This window comes from Streptomyces sp. NPDC030991 (assembly GCF_055571235.1).
This window is the reverse complement of sequence record NZ_JBVIFR010000008.1, coordinates 331,742-350,198: the sequence shown is the minus strand read 5'-3', so window position 1 is coordinate 350,198 and position 18,457 is coordinate 331,742. Positions and strand designations below refer to the sequence as shown.

Here is an 18,457-nt window from a genome sequence, read left to right as displayed (position 1 = left end):
TTGCAGCCGATTGGCGTAGCCAACCGAGTCAACTACCCACTTTGCGCGGCCTGCTGGCTCCTGCACGCAGGCCAGACGCGATCGTGGCTCGTGCCTCACGCTCGCCCTGACCGACGCTGATGCCTGCGGCGGCGAGCCACTCTGTGACCTCGTGAGTCGCCAGCTCACCACCTGCGACCAATTGCCCCAGCGCTACCGAAGCTCGGTATAGAGCTGTGTTGTGCTGGCCTGGCCCAGAGCGGGTCACGCGTTCCAGTTCTCCATCGATCGCGGAGCGCAGATATCGGTTCGATGGGACTTGCCGATCCAATTGGACGCAGGTGGGACGTTGTATGGGTAGGTTGCGTGGCCGAAGCCGCTCCAGTAGCCAGATCGGTAGATCTACGACCGGTGCCGGATCGATGACCTCGTAGGCTCCTGCGGATGTGGTGCTGCCGGGTGCTACCACGTAACCGCCCCAGGCACGAGTGTCGACCATCGGCCCGAGCAGACCCGCAGTGTTGCGGAGCTTGTCCCCCCGCGGAGCGCGGAAATACAGGTGGCGACCTCCACTGGGAGTCCGCACCTGATAGGTGGACGGGAGGGTCTGGCCGGCGCGCTCGCAGAGCGCTTGCAACGAAGTGGCGCCGTCAGGCGCTCCTTCTGGCTCATCCGCCTTCCTCACGTCCAAGTCGACGACCAGCAGCCCTGAGGGGCCGGTGGCGATGCCGATGTTGTACGGCTGGCCGGTCCACGCCGCCACGATCAAATCGCGGTCGAGGGTGGCGCGCTGCTCAGGCTTGAGGTGTCCGTTCGCGCAGCGTCCGGTTGCGGGGCAGAGGCGTTCGGCGTGGCCTGCGGGCCGCTTGTCGCCGGGTCGGAGCGGGAAGACGGGCCAGCCGCGGCTGGCCGGTTCCAGGGCCCAGGCGAGGAGGGTGAGGGTGGTCGTGGGATTCATGCAGCCACCTCCAGGGCGTGGGCGGTGAGGTAGGCGTGGCCGATGTACTCGCTGTAGGCGGGTGGGATGGCCTCACAGACCTTGCGGATGCCGGACTTGATGTCACCGCCGGCCGGGACTTTGATCCAGGGCATGCCCATGGCGTCGCACGCGGCGTTCTGCCAGGCCCGGGAGTGGGCGCCGCCGGTGATGGTCATGAACGGTTTCTCCGGTGTGGGCAGGTAGCCATTGCGCACGCAGAGCGCCGTATGCGCCGGGTGGGCCGGCTCGGCGAGCGGGAAACTGGTCTCGAACAGTCGGTGGCGGTACATGCACAGACCGAAGGTGGGCCCGCACAGTCGCACCGGGTCGATCAGCTCGGCACGTGCGGCCTCCACGTTCTCGATCACATGCGGCCGACCGGTGGCGCGCATCGCGGCCCGGGTGGGGGCGATCAGCTCGGGATAGCTCTTGTGGTTGTAGGCGTTCAGCGGCGTCCACGCCTGGCAGGGCGGGGAGCCGTGGATCAGGTCGAAGTCCGCGCCGTGGCGCTCGATGAAGTCGACCGCGTCGCCCTGGTGGAAGGTGAAGGGGTAGTTGGGCTGGGGCTCGATGTCCACACCGACCACCTCGAACCCGGCGAGGTAGAAGCCCATCGCCATGCCACCGGAGCAGCAGAAGGCGTCCAGCACCCGCAGCCCGTTGGGTCGTCGCAGCGGCAGCACGCGGGCGTTCACGCGGCCACCCCCAGGACGGCGTTGAGCTGTGCGAGGGCGGCGCGGCCGATGAATTCGGTGTAGGCGGGCGGGATGGCCTCGGTCAGCTCCTCGCGCACGTCAGTCCAGTCCATGCCGAGCGCGGCCTGAAGCTCCGGGATGGACGGCTTACCGCCACCGTTGCCGTACGCGGCGACGTATGGGCCGTCATAGAACCGGCCGTGCCGATAGCCGCGCACCCGGCCCCGGTGCGGGACGTGGGCCAGCTGCCCGACGCTCCAGCCGCTCACCTCGAAGTTGCGGTGCCGGATCACCCCGAGGCCGAACATCTCCCCACACAGGGTCAGGTCCTTGCGGATCTCGGCCTGTCCGTTGGGCTGCTCCAGCACGTAGGGCAGGCCGGCCCTTTCCAGCAGAGCGCGGGTGGGCGCCACCAGGTCGGAGTGGGTGCCGCCCCAACCGCGCGAGCGGTTGGTGCCCACGGTGAGCGCGCACTTGGCCTGGCAGGGCGGGGAGGCGTGCACGAACGCGTACCGCTCGATCTCCCCGGAGTCGATGAGCGCGGCGAGCCGGGTGGGGGCGTCTCCCCGGTGGTAGGGGAAGGGGTAGTTGGGCCGGTCGGCGATGTCGCAGCCTTCCACGGCGAACCCGGCACGGGCGTAGCCGGTGGCGGCGCCGCCGGCGCAGGAGTACAGGTCCAGCAGTAACGGCCGGTGGCCGTCTCGCCGGAAGTCGGTGGGTTGCGTCATGCTGGGAGACCTCCGTCAGGTTTGTTGAGGACGGGTGGACAAGGGCGGCCCCGGATTCTTTGGCGAGAGTGGGGGCCGCCCTTGGCGCAGCTAGAAGGGGGGTTCGTCGCTCTCCTGCTTGCCGGCCGACGCGGTGGTGGTCCATGCGTCGTCACCCGCGGCGGGCGCGGACTGCGCGGGCCGTTTGGCGTTGACGGTGACGGTGGTGAAGCGGATGCTCGCGCCGATCTCGTCGACCTCCATGACGAGCATCGAGCGGTTCTCGCCCTGGTCGGTCTTCCAGTCGTGCTGGCGGATGCGTCCATGGGCGACAATGCGGGCGCCCTTGGTCAGCGAGTCCGCGGCATGCTCGGCAAGCTGGCGCCAGGCCGCGCAGCGGAAGAAGGTGGCCTGACCGTCCTTCCACTGGTTGCTCTCGCGGTCGAAGACGCGCGGGGTGGCGGCGATAGTGAACTTCGCGAGCGCGGCCCCGCCGTCGGTGAACTTCAGCTCGGGGTCGGCGGTCAGGTTGCCGATCACGGTGATCGGGGTCTCTCCGAACGACATGGGTGCCTCCTCAGGCGTCAGGGATGGAAGTCGGGTCGTTGTAGCCGAGTACGCCGGTGGCGCTGTGGGCGCGTTCCAGGACGGCGGCGAGGGAGCGGGCCAGGCCGTCGGCCTCGTTCAGCGCGTCGATGGCGGCGGTCACGTGGTGGTCCACGTCGCCGTGGTTGGCGGTGAGGTGGCCGGCCTCCGCAAGGTCGTCCAGGGCGTTGCCGATGTGCTCGAAGCCCTGCGGCAGGCGGTGGGCGAGCGCGGTGTACGCGGCGATCGCCCGGTATGCCTCACCGGGGTCCGGGAGGGGGCGGGGGTTGTGGGTGGTGGCGTAGGTGGCGTGGTTGAACTTACGCAGTGCCTCGGCCGCATCCTGCGGATGCTGGACCGGGTCCACGGGCTTACTGGCCATGGGTGCTCCTCTGCTCAGCCGTGGAAGGTGTTGTTCGTGCGGGAGAGTCCGCGTGTGTGGGTGGTGACGTGCGTGTTCTTGGTGACCGGACCGGTGTAGACGTGCTTGGAGACGGAGCGCCGGGCGCGGGAGAAGGCGGCGCCGATGGACAGCGCGGCGAACGCGGCCCCGGAGAACAGCACGCCCATGCAGACGACGCCGGTGACGCTCATGGAGGCGAATCCCTTCAGCACGAGCCAAATCCCGCATCCGATTCCGGTGGTGCCGGCGCCGATGCCGATGGAGGCGACCGCGATGCCGGCGGCCCACGCGGGCACGACCCGGTGGTCGTCCTGCTGGACGGGCTCGGCGTCCCCGAACAGCGGGGTGGGACTCTCGTCGCGGAACGAGGTAGGAACTGGCCGCCGCGGCGGGGCGGGACGGTAGACCTCGTCGATGATCCGGCGGGCCTCGGCGTTGGCGGCGGCGTCACTCATCCGCGGCGACCACGTGACGGAGGTCGGCTGCTCGTACTCGGTCATGGCGGGGCCCTCCGGGCGAGGTGGTCAGGAGACGTTGTGGGCGGCGTCGAGCAGCGCGCGCAGCACGGCGCGGATGGCGGTGGAGGCTCCGGTGTCGGCGGTGAAGAACCCGAACAGGAACACCGCGATCGCGGCGAGCGGGCCGACGTAGCGGCCTCGCAGCAGGATGAGGGTGAGGAGCCCGAAGAGGGCGACGGCGGACAGGGTCACGATCACGAGCGGCCTCCCAAGGAACGGCCGGCGGGCGGCACCACGTGGATGGTGCCGCCCGCTCGACGGTGACGGTGTGTGGTTGTAGTGGGGTGTGGCTACTGGGTAGTGGGTAGTGGGGCCCCACTAGAAAGGCGCCTGTTCACGGGCCTTGTGACGCTACTGGGGTGATCTAGTGGGTAGTGGGGCGTGCCCCACTACCCACTACCCAGTAGCGGAACGTAAGCGGCGGTTAGGTGTGGTCGGGGTGGACGTAGACCGAGTGCGGGCCATTGTCGCGGTAGGCCAACTGCCCCCGTGCGACCGCATCGCGGAGGGCGGCGCGGACAGTTTTGCGGTCCTTGCCGACCAGGTCCGCGACCGCGGACGGCTTCATGCCCATGGCCCCGGTGGACTCGATCGCGTCGATCACCTGCGCCAGCCACTCCGGACCCTCGACCGGCTCCGTCTCGCTCGGGGCGGGCGGTTCGCCGTCGGTCTTGCGGAAGGCGGACAGGTTCAGTCCCGGACGTTCCGGCCGGTCCGGGCGCGGGCGTTCGCTGCGCGGTTCGGGCGCGGTGCCGAACGTGGCGTCGATCTGCTTGCGGAACTCGGCCGCGAGTGCGTCCGCGCCGTGCGAGCCGCCCGAAGGGGCGTCGTCCTGCTCGCGCAGCGCAGCCAGGTTCAGCCCACGCCGGCCGCCCGACTGCTCGGCACCGGACGCGGCCGGACCGGCGGCCGGTGTGGTGTTCGGGGTGCCATCGTGCATCCAGGCGATACGGTCGGCGTCCCACCGCCGCGCGTACGCCTCCCCCGCGGCTTTCGCGCTGATGTCGTCCAGGCGCGGGTGCCGCTCGCTGGTGGCGTGGACGATCTCGCGGATCTGGTGGGGCTTGATCCGCCAGACCTTGAACAGACCGACCGGTGACTCGGGGGTGCCCATGAACCCCGAGCCCTTGTAGGGGGCCTGCTCGGGGCGCAGGCCGCGGGAACCGGGGAACATCTTGGACAGGTCCATGCCCTCGGTCTCGCCGCCGGTGAGCGCGGCCCGTACCTTGGCCTCCCGCCGGATCATCAGGTTGCCCAGCACGGAGCCGGTGGCGCCGAGTGCGGTGAGCACGGTGCGTACGCCCATCGCGCGGGCGATGCGGATGACTTCGAGGATTTTCTCCCCGAGCTTGCGCACCGCCCGGTCGGTGCTGGTGAGGATCTCCGCGCCCTCGTCGATGACCAGCTCGATCTGCGGGATCGAGGGGCCGATGGGGAGCAGGTCGGTGTTCTCCCGCGCGAGCAGGTCCTGGTAGGCGACCTTGCGGTAGCGGGCGACCGCGAGCGCGGTGTCGAGCATCAGCATCGCCTCCTGATAGGTGGAGGCGAGCCAGTCCACCCCGGGCCGCACCGGGCGCCCCGCACCGTGGGACTCCAGCGCGGGCAGCACCCAGGGCAGGCCGGCGGATCCGGCGTTGAGGTCGATGACCCAGGTGAGGACATCGGTGGCGCGGGCGAACCCGGCGAGGATGACGTGGACCATGTTGGTCTTGCCGGACCCGGTCGGGCCGACGACCAAGGCGCACTGCTCGCGCAGGTAGGTGAGGATCTCGTCGGCGTTGGAGCGGTAGCCCCACGGGATGCCGGTTTGGATGGACAGTGGCCCGTATCCGGTGGGGTAGGGGGTCTCGCCCTCCAGGACGTTGGTGGTGCCGACATCGATGAGGGTGCGGCCCTGGTGGACGCCCGGGCCCGCGGTGACGGTGCAGCCGTGCGGCAGGCGCGCGTCGGCGGACAGGCCGGCCGACTTCTTGGCGATGGCGTCGTAGGTGGCGCCGCCCGGGAGTTCGGCGTCGATGGTGAACCCGGTCCCGGCCTCCCACTTCTCGACTGCGAGGATCCGCAGTCGCAGGCCGCAGACGCGCTCGATGCGGGCGGCCCACTCCTCGGCGATCGCCCGGCGCTCGGCGGACAGTTCCGCAGTGATCTGCCGGTGTTCGGCGGCGAGGGCTTCCTCCTCGCGGGCCTCCTCGTACAGGTTGGTGGACCGGGTCACGGTGCCCATCCCGACGCCGATCGCGGCGAGCGAGCCGAGCGCTTCCCAGGTCAGCGGGCCGTGGGTCATGGCCCAGGCGGTCCAGCCGCCGCCGATGAGCCAGGAGGAGGCGCGGGCGGCGATGGTGCGCCCGGCGTTGCGCAGCCGCAGACCGGCCGCGGCGTGCCCGAGCGCGCCGGCACTGCCCACCGCCAGGGCCCAGCCGGGCGGCATGCCGCCGGCGGCGCCACAGGTGGCGACGGCGAAGGCGCCGGTGGTGGCGGACAGGGCGCCGGTCACGGGTCCGTGACCGGCCGCCCAGTCCCACACCGGGCCCGTGCTCAGTTCCACCGCAGAATCGGCCTTCTTGCTGCTCTTCTTGGTGCTCACGTTGGCCTCGGTGTGTGTCGACATGATCAGTTGACGTTCCACTTCTTCTCGGCCTCGGGCCCGTTGCGGGGCTCCTCGTGGCGGGCGATGTCGTGCTCGTGCAGTTCACGGAAGCGCGGGCCCAGGTCGACCGCGGCGTCGACCGCGCTCAGCAGCGTCTTGTAGATGTCGTCGAAGCCGTCCGCGACCGCCTTCTCGAAGGCGAACTCCGCGTCCGAGCGCTCGGCCAGGATCAGGAAGGTCTTGGCGACGCACTCCAGGGCCGCGGGAAGGTTGTCGATCATGTCGACGACCTCCATGTTGTCGTCGGGGTCGTAGGTGGCCGCGGCGTTCTGCATCTCGGATGCGGCCTCTTCGAACTTGAATCCAGACACGTTCTCGACCTCCAGTGCGGTCGGGTAGTGGTTCGGAACCAGGTGGGTGGGCCGCTCGACGCGGTTCCCGATCTCGTCGGTGCCGGACGCGTCGGCGTCGGCTCGTGCTTCCTCGGCGGTGCGGGTGGCCTTGATCCGGGCGTTGCGGTCGGCGCGGGCGGCGCGGGCCTTGGCCATCAGCCGCCGGTACAGGCGCCGTCCGGGATGCATCAGGGCGGGGATGCCGAGGCGGCGGCCGATCGGGCTGGTCACCATGCCGACCAGACCGAGGGCACCGCCAAGGGCACCGGCGAGCAGCCGCTTGCCGAAATGGCGGGCCGCGCTGCGCCACAGCGCCCACCGCGCCTTGCGGCGGGCCGGCGCCTTCCGTGTGGTGTTCCGCTTCGTGGAGAGCGCTTTGTCGGTGGCCCGGTCCTGGCGGGCGCGAGCCCGGTCGAGCAGGGCGCGGGCCCCGGACGCGGCCTTGCCGCCACCCCACGCCGCGGCCTGGCGCAGTGCTCCGCGTCCGCCGCGGGCGTCGCGTTTGGCCTGCTTGGCGGCGGCCTTGGCGTCGCGGCGGGCGTCGGCGACTGCCCGCCGGTCCTGCGTGCCCTGCGTCCGGGCCGAGGAACGAGTCGGCGTCTGTTGCCGGTTGGCACCGCGCAGTGCGCGAGCCTGCGACAACTTCCCGCCACCGCTCCCGCCGGCGCCGCCCGCCTTGGGGCGGTTGCCCGCGCTCTTGGGGGCGCTGGTGCGGTTCTGCGGGGAGCGGTGCTTGCCCAGGCCCCGCCCGGAACCGGAGCCGGACCCGATGCTGGACCGGGTGCCAGACCGTGTCCCGGTTCCGCGCCCGGACGTGCGCGAGCCGGCAGGCGAGGGCGAGGTGGTCCGGCCGCGCCCGGTGCCGCCCCCCGTGCGGTTCCCACGACCGGTGCCGGTGCTCTTGGTGCCGCGGCCCTGCGGTGAAAGCGTCCGCCGGCCGCCACCGCGCCGGTTGTCGGCCCCGGTCTGCTTCCTGGTGTCGCGGCCGGGGCTGTTCTTGCGCTGGTCGGTGGCGCGGTCCTCGGCCGCGAGGCGCCGGGCACGGGCCAGCGCGGCGATGGTGCCGAGTAGGGCCACCCCGCCGGCCGCGGCCGCGACGCCGGCCGGACCGGCGGCCAGGCCGCCCGCTCCGATCACGCTCGCCGTGGTGTTCGCGCTGGTCAAGGCCAGCGGAAGGACCGGGTAGCCGCCCGGGGTGTGGTTCAGGTCCGGGGCGGTGTCCGGCTCCGAGTCGGGCGTGGGGGTGGGTGTGAGGTCGGGGGGTGCCTCCGGTGTGCCCAGGGGGGCCACTACCGGTTCGGTGCTGATGTCGGTCATGCTGAGCGCACTCCTTCGGGAGGAGAGCAGGGCCCACCCGCGCTTGTGGAAGGGTTGTCGGGTGGGCCCTGCGCCTGTGATCGGGGACGTGCAGGTCACAGCTCGTCGGGCTCGAACGACCAGGCGATGACAGCACCGGCGCGGCCCAACTGGCGCACTAGCAGCGCCCGTACGTGCTGAAAGGCGCTGTAGCGGGTGGCGGCGGGCGTGCCCAGGTCGATGACGAGGGTGCCGTCCACGGTGCCCATCTGGTGCTCGGGCGTCTGCATGGTCATCACGTAGTGATAGCGCCGCTGTTCAGGAAGCCTGGACACGGTTTCACTCCTCACTGAGTTCCGGGGTGGTCAAACGACGTGATGAGCGGGGTGGGCGGCGGCAATCTCCTGCCAGCGGCGGTTCTCCGCGGCGTCCACGTGCTGCACGCGGACCTGGAAGGTGCAGCCGTTGACCGTGCAGCGGTGCAGCGTGCTCTGCGTGGCCTCAGCGACCCGGGACAGCAGCCATAGCGCGGAGGACAGCATCCCCAGAACGCAGGGGATGAGCAGGCCGTACGGCACGCGGTAGGAGTGGAGTCGCACGCCGATCGATACGGCGACCGTGAGCGCGACCACGATGTTCACGGCGTCGATGACCAGACGCCGAGCAGAGTTGTGTGCCATAGGAACTCCCAGTTCAGACAAGGGGTTTTCAGGCGGCGCACTGTTCTTCGCGGGCGGCGCATCGGCCGCACATGCCCAGCGAGGGCGGGATGACGTAACCGGCATCGCGCCGGCACTCGGGGCAGAGGCGGCGGGCGGCGTTGGCCTTGGCCAGCGCCCGCCAGCGGGCCGGCGTCATTGGCCGGACCGGCTTCGCAGCGTCGATGCGGTAGAGGTAGGCGACCAGCGGGCCCCGCCGCCGGCGCGGGCGCTCCAGCTGCGCGGCCACGTCCTGACCACCCGGACGCAGGCCCAGAGCGCGGAGCTGTCGGTAGGTGGCGTAACCGTCCGGGGCCAGATGCCACCGGTAGACAGGGAGACTGGCCATCACCGGCTCGCTATGGCCAGTTGCGCTCCGCCGTCACCGGGGTCGCGATGGTCGGCGTAGCGGGTGGACACCCAGCCGACCGACCAGCCGCACAGCTCCGCGGCCTGCCGCACCGACAGCGCCGCCGCATAGGCGGCGGCCACGATCCGGCGCGCCTCATCCTCGGGCAGCTTGCCCTCGGCGGGCCCGCGGAGAAGCAGCGCGTCGCGTTCACGGGCCAACCGCTCCGCGTGTTCACGCTGTTCACGCTCGGCCTTCTCACGCCGCTCGCGCTGCTCGGTCATGGCCTGCTCACGCGCCTCGCGTTCAAGCCTGGCGGCCTCGTGTTCACGGTGTTCACGCTCTCGTTCACGGCGTTCACCAGCCTCCCGCTCGGCCGCCTCCGCCCGCTCACGGGAGGCGCGCTCCTCACGGGCCCGCCGGTCCTCCCGCTCGGCCTGCTCACGGGCCAACGCAGCCTCGTGCTCGCGCCGTTCACGCTCCACTTGCGCGGCGTGCTCGCGCTCCTCACGGGCCTCCGCACGGGCCTGCTCGGCACGCTCCCGTGCCACCTGCTCGGCATGCTCACGCTCGGCCTGCGCATCGGCTTTCAGCGCAGCCTGTGCCGCGGCCAGAGCACGCCGGTAGGCCAGGCTGGTCTCCGCGGTGACGATCAAAAGCAGCGGCGCCACCGAGTGCACGGCCACGCCGACCAGGTCTTTCCGCAGTGCGGAGTCCCCGACGTTCAGAGCCCACGTCATCAGACCGGTCATCCACCGCAGGGTGATGGGCCAGCGTCCGCCGTGCCCGCCCAGGCGGGCCAGCACGTCATCGAGCTTGACCACGATGACCACCGCCGCATCCACCACCAGCGGGAGGATCGGCGCCGTCCACGCCCATTCCGGGGCCGTGTGGTCGGCCATCAGCGGGGTGACGGTGAGGATCGAATAGAGCATCGCTCCGCACACGATCAACCACGTCCCGCCGGACAGGGCACGCTCTGCTGAACGCGTCTGAACACTGTTCACGCCGCACCCCCCAGCGGCTCCGCGACCGCCCGGTAGATGCGACGGAACCCGTTCGAGGCACGGCTGTAGATGAACGCCTCACACGACCACCGGCAGCCGTACGGCGAGCGTTCACCGCGCGGCCCCCAAACGTGATCGGCCGGATATCCGTGCACCGCGGTGTCGGCATGCGCGTCCTCGCGGGAGGCGTAAATCGTGTGCGGCTCGCCGTAGTGGAACAGGACGGTGAGCGTCTGTCCCTCCACCGGCCCGGCCGCCAGCTCCGTGCGCAGCCGGCGCAGCTCGATCTGATCGAGCAGCATCTGCTGCTCGGCTGCACTCGCCTCCTTCACCGCGTGAGACAGCAGCGCGCCCATCTCGGCGGTGGTTGCCTCTGCCCGCTCGGCGCGGTCGGTGGCGGTGGTCAGTTCCTGCTCGTGCCACTCGGCTGCCGCGGCAGCAGACTCCTTGTCCTGCCGTGCGCGCTGGAACGCGGCGTGCCGGTCGGCCTCCAGCAACGCGAGCCGCTTCGCGGTGACGATGCGGATCATGCGGCGTCACCCTCTCGAACCGCAGCACTGCGGTTGGCGACCTCGGCACGGACGGCCAGAACCTGGTTCGCGGCCCGCCGCAACCGGCGCTCATCAAGCGGTGAAGCCGTCCGGTCCAGCAGCGCGATCTGCACGTCCAGCAACTCCAGCTCGGCAGCGATCAGCGGCGCCTCGTACTCGATGGCGTCCAGCTCCGCATCCGTGGGCTCCATCCACGGCTCGAACGCCGTAACGGCGTCCTGAACAGTGACGATGTGGTTCATGGGTCGTGTCTCCCTAGCAGTAGGTACGGCCCGTACAGCGGCCCCGGTGTTCGAGCACCGGGGCCGCACGCCGTTGAAGTCGGTACATCCGGCTCCCCTCAACCCCGCCCGTACGGGCCCGCCCCGCAGGGCGTCCGGACGGACGGAGGAGGCAACCGGCGCGGCGCTAGCCGCCGCGAAGCGGTCGAAGATGGTGACCGGTCGTCCGCAGCACTCGTACACGCTCACGGACCAAGGGATGTAGCGGCGCCGCCGTGCCGGTCGATCACGGCCGCGCCTATCGCGTTCGTCGTCTCACTGCACCTGCTCCTTCAGATGGCTGGACAGGGGATACGCACTGCAAGGGGGACCTCGTCCCCACACTCCGGCCGTTGCTCGCGGTCACCGGGCCACCTCGCCAGTAGGGCCGAAGCCCCGTTCCCCTGGCCTTTAGCGGGATTGCAGCGTCCCCGCCCTATGCGTTCGTGCAGGTCAAGAAGATGTGCGTGCCAGTTGGAAGCCCTTCCGGGGCGTCTTGCTGGTACGTCACAGCATGTACTAGTACGTGACATCGCGCAAGAGGTTGCGCCAGGAACGTGCTAGGTCGTGCTAGTGGGTACGCTCGAATGCGTGACGATCGCTGAGGACGACCCCAGACAGCCGTACGTACAGGCAGCCGAGACCCTGCGACGTGAGATCAGGGATGGAGTCATCAAGCCCGGCCACAAGGTGGGCTCTGTAAGGGACTTGGCGAGCCGCTTCAACATCTCGCCGACCACCGTGCAAAAGGCGCTCGGTGTCCTTCGCGATGAAGGACTTCTGACGACCACCGGGCGAGGCAACTACGCCCGGGACCCAAAGCGGGTCGCTGAAGCCGGTAAGCCCGGCATCGGTCCGGATCTCTCCGAAGTCCTCCAGCGACTCGAACATGTCACCTCCCAGCTCTCGGAACTTCGCGGCCGGGTCGAGAGTCTGGAAGCGGATCGCCCCGGTCGCGCTTACGAGAACTAGTAGGCCCGATTCTGCGCCGCTTGACAGTGGACAGGGGTTAACAGGCTCTCTGTGTTACCTGTTAACTCCGCACGTCAGTGGCGTTATTGGGCAATCATGGGAGTCTGCTGCACTGCTGACGTTGGGAACGCGATGAAGACCGAGCTGCAAGCCGCGCGTCTTGCTCGTGGGTGGACTCAGGCTGAATTGATGGACGCATTGGAGGACGCTGCCGAGCGACTCGGCATCGAACTTCCCTCGCGCTCCAGTCTCAAGACGCAGGTCTCCATGTTCGAGAACGGGCGCCGGCCGCCCGGACCGGAGTACCAGTCCCTCTTCTGCGAGGTCTATGAAGCGACGCGTCAGCAACTCGGCTTCGAGTTGGAGACCGCACCATCGCAACTTGACGCCCTGCCGAAGTTGCCCCGTCCGCGAGGTCCGGCGCCCGTAGCGTCCCCGGAAGTTCTCGGGTACCTCAAGTCCGTTTTTGTGCGGCATGCGCAGGCTGAGCCGCTTGTAGGGCCGCGATTCCTCGTGCCTGCGGTGCAGAGTCAGGTGCCGCTCATCGAGCAACTGTGCGCGGACGCTGGGGGCTCGGCGAGGGGGGAAATCTTACGCGTCGGCCTGCGGTACGCGGAGTTCCTCGGATGGCTCTACCAGGACTCTGGGGACTCACAAGAGGCGATGCTGTGGACGAATCGGGCCCTCGACTACGCGTACGAACTCGATGATCCGACCCTGAGTGCCTATGTCCTTCATCGGCGCGCCAACATCGCGACGGAGGCCGGACACGCGGGTTACGCCCAAGGTCTCGTCAATGCCGCACTGAACTACTCGGGAAAGATCCCGAGCCAGATCGAAGCCGTCACCCTGCGGGCACGGGCGAATGCTCATGCCGCGCTAGGCAACGCCAACGAGACGGCGCGAGCGCTCGATGAGGCCCGCACCTTCGCGGCCAGGACCCCCGGGGATGACGACGGCCTCGCCCCGTACGTCTCCGTCGCCTACATCGACATGGAGGCGGCCAACTGTGCCATCGCGCTGAACCGCCCGGAGGACGCGGTGAGGACATTGGAGGAGAGCCTCACGCGATGGCCCGCGGAACAGCAGCGAGACAGGGGGCTGTGTCTCGCTCGTCTCGCGACGGCCTACGCGCAGAGTGAGGACCTGGAGGGCGCCGTCAACGCTGCCACGCAAGCCGTGGCCATCGCTCAGGCGACCGGTTCGGCACGGATCTTGGCAGAGTTAACTCGACTGCAAACGCACCTGACACCGTTCCGGAAACTCGTGGAGATTGCGGAACTCAACCGGGTCGTGGGCAGTATGAAGGGGACTTGATCAAACCAGAGGAGAGCTGTGAATCTGCTTCCCGCGATCACAACCACTGACGTCCAGGAACAGGAGCCGCGAGTAGCCGTTCTCCCGATCGGTTCGTACGAGCAGCATGGCGCGTACCTGCCGCTTGTCACGGACACGGCCATCGCGTGCATCATCGCCCGTGAGATTGCCGCCGCCTATCCGGTCCTTCAGCTCCCGCCCGTGACGATCGCGTGCAGCCACGAACACGGCACTTGGCCGGGCACAGTGAGCATCAGCGCGCGGACCCTTCATGCTGTGGTCAACGACATCGCCGCGTCGCTCGAAGCCTCCGGCGTTCGCAAGCTTGTACTCATCAACGCTCATGGCGGCAATTACGTGCTGTCGAACATCGTGCAGGAAGCGAACCTCATCGAGCCGCGGATGACGCTCTTCCCGCAGGGTCGTGAGTGGAACCGGTCTCGCGATCGCGCCGGCCTCGTGTCCGACGCCCACGGTGACATGCACGCGGGGGAGATCGAGACCTCTATCCTGCTTCACTCGGAGCCGAGCCTCGTACGCGTCGGATACGAGACCGCTGACCACGATGGTGGGGAGCGTCCGTTCCTTCTGACTCATGGAATGAAGGCGTACACCGAGAGCGGTGTGATCGGCTTTCCCTCCTACGCGACGGCCGAGAAAGGCAAGGCCGTGCTCGCCAGCCTCGTAGAGGACTTCGCTGAGCACGTCGGGGCGCTCGGAGAGTAGGGGCGCAGACAGATCGCGGTTAGGGCCCTCTCGTGTCCCACGACGGAGACCCCCTTCGTACTGACCGGAACTCGCGCTGCGCTGTGGGCCCATGCGTGGCACGGTCGGTTCCGTCATCAACCACGAGGGGGGCTCTGTGGCGAAGACACCGCGACGCAGCTACAGCAACGCGACGATCGCAGGACTCATGACCTTGGCCAGGGGCGGCTGCTACTGGCCAAGCTGCGGGGTGCCAACTGTACGTATGGTGAATGACGCTCCCCGACTGAACTTGGAGATCGCCCATATTCGGGCATTCGAGGATGGCGGGAAGCGTGCCGACGCAGCGTTGAGCATTGAGGCGCGGAACAGCTTCGCAAACCTGATTCTCCTGTGCCATCCGCATCACACTGAGATCGATGGCACGAGTAGCGATCAATACTCCGTGAAGATCTTGGAGCGCTGGAAGCATGAGCGCGAAAGTGACGGCGTAAGCGCGCTGGCGGGCCTGGGCGACCTGACAGAACAGCGACTGGGCGAAATGATCAGCGAGGCTCAAACCTCCCTCGTGGATCGCATTGAGCCTGCGCTTGACGAGTTCGCGAAGTCCGCGCCGGAACTGGCATCGTTGCTCAGTGTCACGCTCAAAGAGCTTGCAGATCCACGCGTGCACGGATTCGGCCTCTCCGAAGACGAGCTCAGCGCTCTGAGTCGGTCCGCCGACGGTCTGGCCCACCTACAGGACACTGCGTTCATCTTGGCCGGTGCGGCCCGGAGCCTGTCGCACTTGCAGGACAGTACCCAGATGCTCAACGATGCCGTCGATGGCCTGTCGCGGCTCCCTGACGTAGCCGCCGCCGTTCGCCAAACTGCTGCGCGACTAGATCAAGCTGCGAGTGGAGTGACGGACAGCCTCGTAAACCTTCCGGATTACGCCCGACTGATTGACGCGGCGGCTCGCCGAGCGGAGCAGGCGGCGAACAGACTGGAAGGCGGCTATTAGTCGCCAGAAGGCTCGCGGCATCCGGCTCGATTCCCCCAGACGTCCCCCAAGAAGGGAACGATCGGCTATAGCACCAGGTCAGTCGAGGCTGCATTGGCCCGCTGTAAATCTGCCGGCTCAGCCTTCCCAGGTTCGAATCCTGGCGCCGCCACACTTGGGAGAAGCCCCCTCCGGATTCCGGAGGGGGCTTCGTCGTATGCGGGCCCGTTCAGCGCCGCTGTGCGTATCCCTTGCGCAGCGGGCCTCCGACGAGCTCCAGCACCTTCTGCGCCGCGGCCGCCGGCGGGGCCGGATCGGCGTGTTCCGCGACCGTGCGGTGGCCCCCGCGAGGAGCGCCGCGCCGAGTTCGGGGGCCACACGGGCTGCCGAGCCGCCCAGTACGGCGCCCAGGGCGTGCGGGAAGCGCTCCCCGAGCAGACGCAGGGCCCGAGCGGGCGGCGTGTCGTCGTCGGCCGTGTACGGACGGCTGGAGCGGTCCGGGTGTGAGGCGTGATCATCCATGCGGGACGCGTCCACCAGCGGGCCGACGCCCCCGTCCCGCCCTCAGTGACGCCGCCTCCTTGCGCCCCGGCTCCGGTCGCGCCCTCGACGCGTCCTGCGTCAGCACCGCTCTTGTGTGACGCAGGGTGCAGCTTTAGGGTGAACCGCCTTATTGCATACGGGTGTTCGAACCCATGGGGACATGAAGGCCGACGGGCCGCAGGGTCGAGAGGCCGAGGGGGAGGCAGGCATGGAGATCAAGAAGACCGTGATCCGTGAGGAAGAGCGCACCAACCGCAGGCCCGCCGTGATGGAGAAGCGGCCGACCCGCTGAACCCACTCGCTGAACTACCAAGAAGAGGGCGGCATGCGCGTTCAGCTGGTGACCATGCCCTGGCACCCGATCGATCTGCCCTCCCTCCAGGTGGGCCTGCTGCACCAGCTGTTGCGGCAGGCCCGCCCCGGCGACGAGGTCCGCGAGTTCCATGGCTCGCTGCGCTGGGCGGAGTTCCTGCTCGCACGCTCCGAGGGGCGGCTGCGCCCCGGTGACTACGAGGCGATCGGCAGCGACTCGATCTTCCACGGGCTGGGCGACTGGGTCTTCTCCGGTGTGCTGTACGAGGACGAGAACTGGGGCGTCGCGAAGCTCCACGCGTACGCGCGCGAGCGCGCGTTGTGCACCGACACCCTCGACACCGTCTTTGAGATGCGCGTGCACGCCGCTGACTACATCGACCGGTGCGCCGACGAGGTCCTCGCCCACGACCCCGACGTCGTCGGGTTCACCAGCACCTTCATGCAGAACGTGCCCTCGCTCGCCCTCGCCCGTGCGCTCAAGCGCCGCCACCCGCGGCTGACCGTCGTCTTCGGCGGCAGCAACTGCGACGGCCCCATGGGGCACGCCCTGCACCGCAACCACCCCTACGTCGACCACGTGGTACGCGGCGAAGGGGAGTACGCCTTCCCGGCCCTGCTGGCCCATCTGGACGCGGGCACGCCACCCGACGACGTACCGGGCCTGTGCTGGTGGGACGGTTCCCCGGCGCTGCGAGTGTCGCGCGCCAACGCCGAGGCCCGCCGTACGGTGGCGCCCGCCGACATACCCTCGCCCGACTACGACCAGTGGCAGGCGGAGATCGAGGCGTCCCCGGTCATCGAGTACGTCTATCCGAAACTCGTCGTGGAAGGAGCCCGCGGCTGCTGGTGGGGCGAGAAACACCACTGCACCTTCTGCGGCCTCAACGGCACCGCCATGGCTTTCCGGGCCAAACCCGGCGAGCGGCTGTGGAGCGAGATCGACCGGCTGGTGCGCCGCCACCGCATCCTCGACATCGTCACCGTCGACAACATCATCGACATGGCCTACTTCAAGGACTTCCTGCCGCGCGCCGCCGAGAGCGGCTGGGACCTGCGGATGCACTACGAAGTGAAGTCCAACCTCAGCCGGGAACAGATCGCCTTGCTGAGCGCGGCCGGGGCGGTCCTGCTCCAGCCCGGCATCGAGAGCCTCAGCGACCGCGTTCTCGACCTCATGGACAAGGGCGTCACCGGCGCCCGCAACATCCGTACGCTGCGCGAGTTCGACAACCACGCGATCACCTGCACGTGGAACTACCTGTACGGCTTCCCGGGCGAGAGCCCCCAGGACTACACCGCCGTACTCGACCAGATGCCGGCGCTCGTCCACCTCCAGCCGCCCGGCGGCGCCCACCGCATCCAGCTGGAACGGTTCAGCCCGCACTTCACGAACCCGGCCCTCGGCTTCGGCGAGCGCCGCCCCGCCGAGATGTACCACCACGTGTACGAACTCCCCGAGGACGAACTGGCCGACCTCGTCTACCTGTTCGACACCGAGGACGCGGGCATCGGCGGGGACGCCGAGGACCGGCTCCTGCGGGCCGTGGCGCAGTGGCGGGCCGGGCACGCCACCTCGACCCTCGTTATGGAGGCGGCAGGCGAGGACGACAGCGCCCTTCTGGTGCGCGACCGGCGCCACGGCTGGCCCCCGCGCACCTACTGGTTCAACGGCTGGCAGGCGGCCGCCCTGCGCCACCTGGAGGACGGCCGCACCGAGAAGGCCCTCCACCGGAAGCTGACCGCCGACCGGCACGAGGTGGCCGCCGAGGAGCTGGGGGAGTGGATCGCCGAGGCCCTCGCCCAGGGTCTGCTCTTCCGCGACGACCGTACGTACGTGTCCCTGCCGACCCGGACCGTGCCGATCCGCGTCGACCGCGAGACCGGCGCCGTACCCGCGCGGGAGCCCGCATCCGAGGCGGTGGCCGGATGACCTCCCCGAGCGATGGCCGGATGACCGTCCCGAGCAGTGACCGGACGACCGCCCCGCCCGTCGGCGCCAGGTCCGACGCCGCACCCGATGCCCCGCCGGCCTCCCTGCCCGCCACCTTCGCCCACCGCCGCACCGGCATTGGCACCGGCACCGACGTCCACGTGACCGAACCGCTGACCCTGCGGGGGGAGGGCCGCGCCACCACTCAGGCGGTCCAGTTCCTGCGCGAGTGCCTGAGCCACGGGTTGCGTGTTACGTATGACGTCGCACGCTCCGCCGACGGCCCCGGACCTAATACGTATAACGCCGGCCCGGACGCGTACGAACTCCGTGTCCTGCGCCACCTGCCCCCGCCCGCCGAACTCCCCGGTGAGCCGGCCGAGTTGACGGCATGGCGGACCGGACACGCCTACGGGATGCTCTACCACCGCAGAGGCCCCGGCTTCGTGACCGTCATGGACCGCAGGGAGCGCCCCGCCTCCGCCCGGTTCACCCTCGACCACCCCGACCTGCTGGCCGCCTTCGACGCGTTGCACGAGCCCACACCCCTCGACGCCCTCACCCCGGTGCACCGGGAGGCAGCCGAACTGCTGGCGGCCGAGCGGCTCGTGCTGATCGTCGGCGGCTGGGCGGTGGCGCTGCCGCCGCGCCTGCGCCGCTGGCCCGTGCCCTGCACGGGAATCTGAC

Annotated in this window: 22 protein-coding genes; 7 read left to right on the top strand and 15 right to left on the bottom strand. The window is 69.5% G+C overall.

From position 1 onward, the window contains the following. Nucleotides 1-28: 28 nt before the first annotated feature. The 15 genes from ACZ45E_RS18370 to ACZ45E_RS18300 all read right to left on the bottom strand — a co-directional run bounded on the left by ACZ45E_RS18370 (nt 29) and on the right by ACZ45E_RS18300 (nt 10,988). The gene (locus tag ACZ45E_RS18370; RefSeq protein WP_468221903.1) at nt 29-937 is read right to left on the bottom strand and encodes a bifunctional DNA primase/polymerase; all 909 of its coding nucleotides are present in this window, start codon (nt 935-937) and stop codon (nt 29-31) included. Continuing rightward, the gene (locus ACZ45E_RS18365) at nt 934-1,653 is read right to left on the bottom strand and encodes an SAM-dependent methyltransferase (RefSeq protein ID WP_468221901.1); all 720 of its coding nucleotides are present in this window, start codon (nt 1,651-1,653) and stop codon (nt 934-936) included. Before ACZ45E_RS18365 ends, ACZ45E_RS18370 begins: the two co-directional genes overlap by 4 nt. Then, complete coding sequence (locus ACZ45E_RS18360) at nt 1,650-2,381, bottom strand: DNA methylase (protein WP_468221900.1); 732 nt, start codon at nt 2,379-2,381, stop codon at nt 1,650-1,652. The genes ACZ45E_RS18365 and ACZ45E_RS18360 overlap by 4 nt, the downstream gene beginning before the upstream one ends. 90 nt (nt 2,382-2,471) lie before the next feature. Continuing rightward, a complete protein-coding gene (gene ssb / locus ACZ45E_RS18355) occupies nt 2,472-2,927 on the bottom strand; it encodes a single-stranded DNA-binding protein (RefSeq protein ID WP_468221899.1) in 456 nt (151 codons plus the stop codon). Nucleotides 2,928-2,937: 10 nt separating this feature from the next. Beyond that, the gene (locus ACZ45E_RS18350) at nt 2,938-3,327 is read right to left on the bottom strand and encodes a hypothetical protein (protein WP_468221897.1); all 390 of its coding nucleotides are present in this window, start codon (nt 3,325-3,327) and stop codon (nt 2,938-2,940) included. A gap of 14 nt (nt 3,328-3,341) precedes the next feature. Next, nucleotides 3,342-3,848 carry a hypothetical protein gene (locus tag ACZ45E_RS18345; RefSeq protein ID WP_468221896.1) on the bottom strand — a complete coding sequence of 169 codons (507 nt, stop codon included), beginning with the start codon at nt 3,846-3,848 and terminating at the stop codon, nt 3,342-3,344. A 24-nt stretch (nt 3,849-3,872) separates the two neighbouring features. Next, nucleotides 3,873-4,064, bottom strand: coding sequence for a hypothetical protein (locus ACZ45E_RS18340; RefSeq protein ID WP_468221895.1), 192 nt, complete (start codon nt 4,062-4,064; stop codon nt 3,873-3,875). Between the two features lie 226 nt (nt 4,065-4,290). Then, nucleotides 4,291-6,474, bottom strand: a complete 2,184-nt coding sequence (locus ACZ45E_RS18335) for a hypothetical protein (protein ID WP_468221894.1) — start codon at nt 6,472-6,474, stop codon at nt 4,291-4,293. Between the two features lie 2 nt (nt 6,475-6,476). Further along, complete coding sequence (locus tag ACZ45E_RS18330; protein ID WP_468221892.1) at nt 6,477-8,162, bottom strand: hypothetical protein; 1,686 nt, start codon at nt 8,160-8,162, stop codon at nt 6,477-6,479. A 95-nt stretch (nt 8,163-8,257) separates the two neighbouring features. Beyond that, nucleotides 8,258-8,476, bottom strand: a complete 219-nt coding sequence (locus ACZ45E_RS18325) for a hypothetical protein (protein WP_468221891.1) — start codon at nt 8,474-8,476, stop codon at nt 8,258-8,260. Nucleotides 8,477-8,506: 30 nt separating this feature from the next. Further along, nucleotides 8,507-8,821, bottom strand: coding sequence for a hypothetical protein (locus tag ACZ45E_RS18320; protein ID WP_468221890.1), 315 nt, complete (start codon nt 8,819-8,821; stop codon nt 8,507-8,509). A 28-nt stretch (nt 8,822-8,849) separates the two neighbouring features. Further along, complete coding sequence (locus tag ACZ45E_RS18315; protein ID WP_468221888.1) at nt 8,850-9,188, bottom strand: RRQRL motif-containing zinc-binding protein; 339 nt, start codon at nt 9,186-9,188, stop codon at nt 8,850-8,852. Next, the gene (locus ACZ45E_RS18310; protein WP_468221887.1) at nt 9,188-10,195 is read right to left on the bottom strand and encodes a DUF2637 domain-containing protein; all 1,008 of its coding nucleotides are present in this window, start codon (nt 10,193-10,195) and stop codon (nt 9,188-9,190) included. The genes ACZ45E_RS18315 and ACZ45E_RS18310 overlap by 1 nt, the downstream gene beginning before the upstream one ends. Next, nucleotides 10,192-10,725 (bottom strand): hypothetical protein, encoded by a 534-nt coding sequence (locus tag ACZ45E_RS18305; protein ID WP_468221886.1) that lies wholly within the window; start codon nt 10,723-10,725, stop codon nt 10,192-10,194. Before ACZ45E_RS18305 ends, ACZ45E_RS18310 begins: the two co-directional genes overlap by 4 nt. Beyond that, a complete protein-coding gene (locus ACZ45E_RS18300; RefSeq protein WP_468221885.1) occupies nt 10,722-10,988 on the bottom strand; it encodes a DUF6284 family protein in 267 nt (88 codons plus the stop codon). Before ACZ45E_RS18300 ends, ACZ45E_RS18305 begins: the two co-directional genes overlap by 4 nt. Nucleotides 10,989-11,597: 609 nt before the next feature. Here ACZ45E_RS18300 and ACZ45E_RS18295 point away from each other — a divergent pair. The 7 genes from ACZ45E_RS18295 to ACZ45E_RS18265 all read left to right on the top strand — a co-directional run bounded on the left by ACZ45E_RS18295 (nt 11,598) and on the right by ACZ45E_RS18265 (nt 18,456). Continuing rightward, nucleotides 11,598-11,978, top strand: a complete 381-nt coding sequence (locus tag ACZ45E_RS18295; protein ID WP_468221883.1) for a GntR family transcriptional regulator — start codon at nt 11,598-11,600, stop codon at nt 11,976-11,978. A gap of 132 nt (nt 11,979-12,110) precedes the next feature. Next, the gene (locus tag ACZ45E_RS18290) at nt 12,111-13,295 is read left to right on the top strand and encodes a helix-turn-helix domain-containing protein (RefSeq protein ID WP_468221882.1); all 1,185 of its coding nucleotides are present in this window, start codon (nt 12,111-12,113) and stop codon (nt 13,293-13,295) included. Nucleotides 13,296-13,313: 18 nt separating this feature from the next. Next, entirely contained in the window at nt 13,314-14,021 is a 708-nt protein-coding gene (locus ACZ45E_RS18285; protein ID WP_468221881.1) for a creatininase family protein, read from the top strand. A 136-nt stretch (nt 14,022-14,157) separates the two neighbouring features. Next, nucleotides 14,158-15,003, top strand: a complete 846-nt coding sequence (locus tag ACZ45E_RS18280; RefSeq protein WP_468221880.1) for an HNH endonuclease signature motif containing protein — start codon at nt 14,158-14,160, stop codon at nt 15,001-15,003. 682 nt (nt 15,004-15,685) lie between these two features. Then, nucleotides 15,686-15,817 carry a hypothetical protein gene (locus ACZ45E_RS18275; RefSeq protein ID WP_468221878.1) on the top strand — a complete coding sequence of 44 codons (132 nt, stop codon included), beginning with the start codon at nt 15,686-15,688 and terminating at the stop codon, nt 15,815-15,817. Between the two features lie 33 nt (nt 15,818-15,850). Continuing rightward, nucleotides 15,851-17,770 carry a RiPP maturation radical SAM C-methyltransferase gene (locus tag ACZ45E_RS18270; RefSeq protein ID WP_468221877.1) on the top strand — a complete coding sequence of 640 codons (1,920 nt, stop codon included), beginning with the start codon at nt 15,851-15,853 and terminating at the stop codon, nt 17,768-17,770. Next, a complete protein-coding gene (locus ACZ45E_RS18265) occupies nt 17,767-18,456 on the top strand; it encodes a DUF5825 family protein (protein ID WP_468221876.1) in 690 nt (229 codons plus the stop codon). Before ACZ45E_RS18270 ends, ACZ45E_RS18265 begins: the two co-directional genes overlap by 4 nt. The last annotated feature ends 1 nt before the right edge of the window (nt 18,457 follow it).

Bases quoted from the DNA above. Each gene is read 5' to 3' on its own strand.
- ACZ45E_RS18370 (WP_468221903.1), bottom strand. From the start codon at position 937: ATGAATCCCACGACCACCCTCACCCTCCTCGCCTGGGCCCTGGAACCG.
- ACZ45E_RS18360 (WP_468221900.1), bottom strand. From the start codon at position 2,381: ATGACGCAACCCACCGACTTCCGGCGAGACGGCCACCGGCCGTTACTG.
- ssb (WP_468221899.1), bottom strand. From the start codon at position 2,927: ATGTCGTTCGGAGAGACCCCGATCACCGTGATCGGCAACCTGACCGCC.
- ACZ45E_RS18350 (WP_468221897.1), bottom strand. From the start codon at position 3,327: ATGGCCAGTAAGCCCGTGGACCCGGTCCAGCATCCGCAGGATGCGGCC.
- ACZ45E_RS18345 (WP_468221896.1), bottom strand. From the start codon at position 3,848: ATGACCGAGTACGAGCAGCCGACCTCCGTCACGTGGTCGCCGCGGATG.
- ACZ45E_RS18335 (WP_468221894.1), bottom strand. From the start codon at position 6,474: ATGTCGACACACACCGAGGCCAACGTGAGCACCAAGAAGAGCAGCAAG.
- ACZ45E_RS18330 (WP_468221892.1), bottom strand. From the start codon at position 8,162: ATGACCGACATCAGCACCGAACCGGTAGTGGCCCCCCTGGGCACACCG.
- ACZ45E_RS18320 (WP_468221890.1), bottom strand. From the start codon at position 8,821: ATGGCACACAACTCTGCTCGGCGTCTGGTCATCGACGCCGTGAACATC.
- ACZ45E_RS18315 (WP_468221888.1), bottom strand. From the start codon at position 9,188: ATGGCCAGTCTCCCTGTCTACCGGTGGCATCTGGCCCCGGACGGTTAC.
- ACZ45E_RS18305 (WP_468221886.1), bottom strand. From the start codon at position 10,725: ATGATCCGCATCGTCACCGCGAAGCGGCTCGCGTTGCTGGAGGCCGAC.
- ACZ45E_RS18300 (WP_468221885.1), bottom strand. From the start codon at position 10,988: ATGAACCACATCGTCACTGTTCAGGACGCCGTTACGGCGTTCGAGCCG.
- ACZ45E_RS18290 (WP_468221882.1), top strand. From the start codon at position 12,111: ATGAAGACCGAGCTGCAAGCCGCGCGTCTTGCTCGTGGGTGGACTCAG.
- ACZ45E_RS18275 (WP_468221878.1), top strand. From the start codon at position 15,686: ATGAAGGCCGACGGGCCGCAGGGTCGAGAGGCCGAGGGGGAGGCAGGC.
- ACZ45E_RS18270 (WP_468221877.1), top strand. From the start codon at position 15,851: ATGCGCGTTCAGCTGGTGACCATGCCCTGGCACCCGATCGATCTGCCC.
- ACZ45E_RS18265 (WP_468221876.1), top strand. From the start codon at position 17,767: ATGACCTCCCCGAGCGATGGCCGGATGACCGTCCCGAGCAGTGACCGG.